The organism is Terrisporobacter muris, from assembly GCF_024621905.1.
GTDB classification, from domain to species: Bacteria; Bacillota; Clostridia; order Peptostreptococcales; family Peptostreptococcaceae; genus Terrisporobacter; species Terrisporobacter muris.
Genome location: NZ_JANKBY010000348.1, coordinates 1 through 3627 on the forward strand (window position 1 = coordinate 1; position 3627 = coordinate 3627).

At 28.2% G+C, this 3627-nt stretch carries 3 protein-coding genes; all 3 read left to right on the plus strand.

The window, feature by feature from the left end; translation table 11 throughout:
- Window positions 1-25 precede the first annotated feature (25 nt).
- The 3 genes from NSA58_RS17495 to bsh all read left to right on the plus strand — a co-directional run bounded on the left by NSA58_RS17495 (window position 26) and on the right by bsh (window position 3501).
- A complete protein-coding gene (locus NSA58_RS17495) occupies window positions 26-1675 on the plus strand; it encodes a potassium/proton antiporter (RefSeq protein WP_039681501.1) in 1650 nt (549 codons plus the stop codon).
- A gap of 76 nt (window positions 1676-1751) precedes the next feature.
- Window positions 1752-2381 (plus strand): HD domain-containing protein, encoded by a 630-nt coding sequence (locus tag NSA58_RS17500; RefSeq protein ID WP_074429170.1) that lies wholly within the window; start codon window positions 1752-1754, stop codon window positions 2379-2381.
- Between the two features lie 130 nt (window positions 2382-2511).
- Window positions 2512-3501 carry a choloylglycine hydrolase gene (bsh, locus tag NSA58_RS17505; RefSeq protein ID WP_074429171.1) on the plus strand — a complete coding sequence of 330 codons (990 nt, stop codon included), beginning with the start codon at window positions 2512-2514 and terminating at the stop codon, window positions 3499-3501.
- Window positions 3502-3627: the final 126 nt, after the last annotated feature.

Below are 3627 nucleotides of genomic sequence, written 5' to 3' on the forward strand. Positions count from 1 at the left end.
AAATATATAGTAAAGGGGGAATAATATGATAGAATTGATGGTTATATGTTCATTTGTAATATTAATATGTATCACATCAAGTAAAGTATTATATAAATTTGGAGTTCCGATACTTTTAATATTTATAGTATTGGGTATGTTATTCGGATCGGATGGGTTAGTGGGGATTTATTATAATAACTTCGAATTAACAAAAAATATTTGTACTTTAGCTCTTATCTTTATAATGTTTTTTGGTGGATTTGGGACCAATTGGCATATGGCGCGTCCTGTTGCTATTCCATCAATGTTAATGTCAACATTAGGTGTAGTTATTACAGCAGGCCTTACTGGGATGTTTTGTTATGTAATATTAAAAACTACATTGTTAGAAAGTCTTCTCATAGGTTCTATAGTAGCATCTACAGATGCAGCTTCAGTATTTTCTATACTTCGTTCTCAAGAATTAAATTTAAAAGGTTCTATTGCATCCATACTAGAAATTGAAAGTGGAAGTAATGATCCTTTTGCTTATATGTTAACTATAATAATTCTTTCATTAATGTCTAATCAGGGTTCTTCAAGCATATTTCCAATGCTATTTAGTCAGGTTTCAGTAGGTATTATATCTGCAGTTGTATTATCAAAATTGACTATATATTTATTGAGGCATATAAATTTTGAGATAGATGGGTTCTACCCAATATTTGTAACAGCAATTGCAATTTTATCTTATGGACTAAGTGAATTATTTGGTGGAAATGGATATTTAAGCGCATATATAGGTGGAATAATAATTGGAAATAGTAAAGTTCCTCATAAAAAAAGTATATTTGAATTTTTTGATAGTATATCATGGCTTATGCAAATAACGTTATTTTTCTTACTAGGTTTACTATCTTATCCGTCTAAGATACCTAATGTGTTGATAGAGGGAATTGAGATATCCATATTTATGATATTAATAGCAAGACCAATAGCTACATTTAGTATTTTAAGTTGGTTTAAGATACCATTTAAACAGCAACTATTTATATCTTGGGTAGGACTTAGAGGGGCTGCATCTATTGCCTTTGCTATATTTGCAGTAACTTATGGGGTTCCAATTTATAGTGATATATTCCATATTATATTTTTTATAGCGTTATTCTCAGTTGGAGTCCAAGGAACATTAATACCAAAGATTGCATTAAAACTAGATTTAATAGATAATGAATCTTCAGTTTTTAAAACATTTAATGACTATAAAGAAGATAAAAGTACAAAACTAATAGAGATATCAATTACTGATGATAGTAACCTTGTCAATAAGACCATTATGGATAGTAATATACCAGAAGATATTCTCATTGTAATGATAAAACGAAAAGGAGATGTATTTGTTCCAAGGGGATCAACTATAATCCTTCCAGGAGATATACTAGTTGTTACTGGAAATAATTTTGATAAGCTAAGAATGTATCAAGAGGATAAGAGTACGAAACTTATGGAGATAAGTGTGGGAGCTACAAGTAATTTTGCCAATAAAACAATAGTAGATGCTAATATACCAGATGAAATTCTTGTTGTAATGATAAAGAGAAGCGGAGATATAATTATTCCAAAAGGTTCAACACAAATACTTCAGGATGATATATTAGTAATTACAGGAACTGATATTAATGAGATAAATAAATTAGCAATATCTAATGGTTAAAAGTAAATAAAAAATATTATAATAGAAATAGAAAAGTTTATAACAATAATTTTTATGAATGAGGCGACTTTAAATTATGACAAGAGATTTAGATAGAAAAAAGGAACTTGAAAGAGTATTATTGACGAATGAAAAACCATCAATATATTTCAAAAAGTTAAAAGAAAATAATAAATTAAAAGATGATTTTCCAGAAGTAAATGATTTGATAGGAGTTATACAATCTCCTATTCATCATCCAGAGGGAGATGTATTTAACCATACCATGATGGTGATAGATGAAGCTGCTAAATTAAAAGATAAAGCTACAAACCCACTTGGTTTTATGTACTCAGCTTTATGCCATGATTTTGGAAAAGTTTTGACAACTAGGACAAAAGAAGATGGAAAAATAATTTCGTATAATCACGAAAGAATAGGTTTAAAATTAGTTAGAAAATTTTTGAATAGAATAAGTAAAAAAGAAGATGATGAATTTAGAAATTATGTATTAAATATGACAGAATTTCATATGCAGCCAAACCAATTGGCAAATCAAAATAGTAAATTAAAAAGTACTAGAAAGTTATTTTCTAGGTCAGTTTGTCCAGAAGATTTAGTGTTATTAGCAAAGGCAGATGCACTTGGAAGGACTGTAAGTCAAGATTATTCTATTAAGGAAGCTTATCTAAAAAATGCTTTAAAAGATTTCCGAGAAATGGAGTAATTATAATATTGAAAATTAGGTAACCGTAAAGGGTTAATATAGAAAAAAGAAGTTATATGAATTAATTTCAAATAAATAGTAAAAAATATGCAATGAAAATAGAACCTTATTGAAGGAGGAAATTTATCATATGTGTACGGCTCTATCATTAAGAACAAAAGATGGAAATTATTTATTTGGAAGGAATATGGATTTAGAGTATAACTTTAATCAATCAGTTTATCTAGTTCCTAGAAAGTTCTCATACAAGAATGTAGTAACTGATAAGATTGAAAATGTTAAATATGCAATGATAGGAATGGCAACGATTATTGATAATCATCCAATGTTTGCTGATGGTATGAATGAAAAAGGTTTGGCTTGTGCTGGGCTTAATTTTCCTGAATATGCATACTATGAAAATGATGCAGTAGAAGGGAAGATTAATTTAGCACCTCATGATATTATTCCATGGATATTGGGTAATTTTGAAACAACAGAAGAAGTTAAGGAGGCATTTAATAACGTTGAAATAGTAGGTAAGACAATAAATCCACAAACTGGATTAGCTACACTTCATTGGATGGTAGTTGATACAAATGGTAAAAGTATAGTCATTGAAAAAACTAAGGAAAAATTAGAAGTTTATGACAATAATATAAGTACATTAACTAATTCTCCCACATTTGATTGGCATGTTACAAATCTAAGACAATATATATCAGCGAGTTCTAAACAACCTGAAAATACAACTTGGGTTAAGAAGGAATTAAAGCCATTGGGACAAGGGCTAGGATCATGGGGACTTCCTGGTGATTTTTCCACAACATCAAGATTTGTAAGAATATCATTCTTAAGATCTAGAGTAGATGAAGTTGAAAATGGTATCAAGGGAGTTAGTGATTTTTTTCATATGTTAAATAATGTGGCCATGTCTAATTATTCTGTAGTAACACCAGAAGGAATAAATGATATTACTCAATATACTTCTTGTATGTGTCAAAATAGTGGTATCTATTATTATAATACTTATAATAATAGTAGAATTAATGCTGTTGATATGAATAAAGAAAATTTAGATGGTAATGAAATAAAGAACTTTTCATATCTTGATGAAATGGATATAAACTATCAAAATTAAAATAGAATATATAATGTTAAACAAAAAGTCTGTTATATGAGAATGTAACAGGCTTTTTATTTAAAGTTATATTTATTAGATATCATGAATTTTATATAGATCACGCAAAAACTGTTAAATTATATA